We start from the raw sequence: 2,766 nt of genomic DNA on the forward strand, positions 1-2,766 counted from the left end.
GCCCTTCCCACTACATTCACAAATCAGTGCGCGCTTCTTTCCTAAAACTGTCTGCTGTATCTGGGTCGTGAATGCCGCTAAAAAGCGCTCGTCGTCATCCAAAACAAGCCATAACTGTTTCTTGCCACTGCAAATCGCTTCAATCAGTTCCTGCAACGTGATTTCATGTTTGAAACGCTCTACATACTCTCTAAAGGATGCAATGATGTCTTCCAGATAAGGCGCTATACGCTCCATATCCCAAGACGTGGTCAAAAAGACTTTTGCCATTACCCTCTGCCTAAAGGACGTAAATCCACATTAAATCCTGTGATTTGGTTCCAATGAACACCTTCAGGAATGCGCAATTTAAAGCGGTGATAACGATTGCGCGAACGACCATGATAAGCACCCGTGACATATGAACATGCCCTCTCTTGGTGCCATGTAATCGGCGTCTGATGATTGCGAAGCCGACGCTCTCCTATGCTTAAAAGACCTTCCGTCGTATCAACTTCAGCAAACATCTTCGTGATAAAGTTAAAACTTCCATCTGGTGCCCCCATTTCTTGCGAAACAACCGTTGCCTCCATCGGGGCTCCCGTAAACATAACAAGCCGATTGTTATCATCAAAAGCACCAAGCATTGGCGCGCCACTTTGCCAACGAGGGCTGTCTAAAGAAGCCGGCAAGGACTCAAGATTGATCGAGATCTCATCTAACTGTTCTAAAGTATAACCTGTCGTAAACACTGGAAAGAACGTGAAAGGCTTCCCTTGTAGCGTCGACCATTTCTGCAATCCCCAATCATAGACAAAGGTCGTTTGCTCGTTATTGCCTCTCTTTAAGGACCAGTAAATCCGGTTATCAATGGGATCTATAACCCCTTGCATCTCATCAAGAGCAAACTTATCAAAGATTTTAAAAACCGTTCTATCAACCTTCTCAAAGCCTATCGGCAAAAGTTGACCATCAGCACTGATCTGATAAAAGCCACCATCACTCGCAAAAAAAGCATCACTCCCTCGACACGCTATAGAGGCTGCACTGCGCGCTCCACGCTTGTCTTGGATCTTTTGAAAAGCAAACGGGCTCTTGGAACCTAACGTCAAAGAACCAGCATAAATAGCAGAACGAAGAAAAATAAGGGGATTGGTTGTTTCTGTTGCCCCCTGAACGTATTCTCCATCTTGGAAATCCATATAACCACTAACATTATATTGAGTCTCCCATAGAGTTTCATCGCCTTCTCCAGACCAATGAATGCGATTGGGATTATCTGTCAATTGCATCAAACAAACAAAAGGTCCCCAAATTTTGACCAATCCCGCTTTCGGTGGATTTCCTTCTAAATCTTCAAACTGTTCAGAACTAAGGACCTTGAAAACTTGCGGTTTATCATTTTTATTCACCGCAATAACCATGTTTTTAAAAAGAGCAAACGACCATTTATTCTCTTCATTTGCTTGATAAGTCACACCACTTTGGCTAATGTCCTTCCAACCTTTGGTTTGACTATCATAACTGTAAAGCTTTTGCTTGCCTCCTACGATTATCTTAACACCATTGCCACTTCTAAAGGCGATTGAACCCAAGGGCTTTTCTTCCAAAGGATTAGAAACAACCATTGCACTAGGCATGGGTATGTAACCGCCATCTGCTGGTAAAACATTCACAAGGCTATCCGTAAAGCTGCCGTTGACAACCGCAACATCTGGTCTGTAATCGGCTACTGGAAAATAAACCATATTAGAAATCCGTTGGTATTATTCTGGTCACGTTATGACGTTGAGACGTCTCTGCACGCAATTCATGCAACTGTTCGTTAAAGTCATTGTAAGCTGCCGTTGCACAATCGGGGTCTTTCAAGATATTCTTGTAAAGTTCGTATTTTGCACGCGCCTTAATCAAATCAAACGCGTGCACAAACCATGGGTGCTCCTCATCGACACTATCTATCTCTGATAAACGCAATGGAGAGAGAATTAGTTGAATCTGATAGGCTCTATCCGGCGTGGGATAAAGATGTAATTTCCTATCAAAATAACTGTAACAAACCGGCGTTCCTTGCTGCTCTGATGATAACAAAGGCTCTAAAGAAACATGGTCCTTACACTCCAATGCAAACTTATGATGTTGATCAGAGCTTAGATAAACGTTTTTGATTTTAACAGCTGTTTCAATAGGGCGGGTAGTGCTTGCATCATAAACACCTTGTCCCGCCCGTGTCTCAAACACCACATCACGGCTTTCGTTAAAGTAAAAGGTCTCCCGTTCACAAAAACGAATGGCTGAAAAAATGCTTTCTTGGATTTGATGAACATACTCATCGGCTATGTCATCAATCTCATCTTGAATAACCGACACTAAGTGCGAAAGTGTTCTCTTATGACGATAAACATCTCGCTTTACTGGTATCGGTCCTCCGGTTTTAACCCGAATATAATGACGTGTCATCAAAATACCTCTCAGTGATTAGTCACGAATTCAACGACTATACTTGCTTGCCCAGCTTGTACTGTTTTGTCCGCTTTGGCATAGAGAGTAAGTTCTTCATCATAAGGGATAAACTCCTTCTGATTGGTAGGCTTAACCTCTTTTACTGCCTGTTGTTTGATTTCTGCTTCACCAAACTCATTGCCGCCAGCAGTGCTGCCTATTTTTACCTTCGTGTCCGAAAATGCTGTCTTAACAAACACTTTAATTGAAGTAATCAAAGCACCACGAGGTAGCGTGCCTATTCTCATAGCGTTTTCTTTATCTTCATAGCTAAAATTAAGCCGCAAA

Annotated in this window: 3 protein-coding genes and 1 pseudogene; all 4 read right to left on the reverse strand. The window is 42.7% G+C overall.

What is annotated here, in order from left to right:
• Positions 1-270: pseudogene (locus ACFIK1_RS07240) on the reverse strand (hypothetical protein); the annotation flags it as partial.
• Complete coding sequence (locus ACFIK1_RS07245; protein WP_375662465.1) at positions 270-1,727, reverse strand: hypothetical protein; 1,458 nt, start codon at positions 1,725-1,727, stop codon at positions 270-272. The gene ACFIK1_RS07245 and the pseudogene ACFIK1_RS07240, both read right to left, overlap by 1 nt.
• A 1-nt stretch (position 1,728) precedes the next feature.
• Positions 1,729-2,436, reverse strand: coding sequence for a hypothetical protein (locus tag ACFIK1_RS07250; RefSeq protein ID WP_375662466.1), 708 nt, complete (start codon positions 2,434-2,436; stop codon positions 1,729-1,731).
• 11 nt (positions 2,437-2,447) lie between these two features.
• Positions 2,448-2,766: hypothetical protein (locus tag ACFIK1_RS07255; protein ID WP_375662467.1), on the reverse strand; the 319-nt coding region annotated here is incomplete at its 5' end.

Source organism: Bartonella sp. OC16QHHD (assembly GCF_042194035.1).
In the GTDB taxonomy this organism is placed as follows: domain Bacteria; phylum Pseudomonadota; class Alphaproteobacteria; order Rhizobiales; family Rhizobiaceae; genus Bartonella.

Bases quoted from the DNA above. Each gene is read 5' to 3' on its own strand.
- ACFIK1_RS07245 (WP_375662465.1), bottom strand. From the start codon at position 1,727: ATGGTTTATTTTCCAGTAGCCGATTACAGACCAGATGTTGCGGTTGTC.
- ACFIK1_RS07250 (WP_375662466.1), bottom strand. From the start codon at position 2,436: ATGACACGTCATTATATTCGGGTTAAAACCGGAGGACCGATACCAGTA.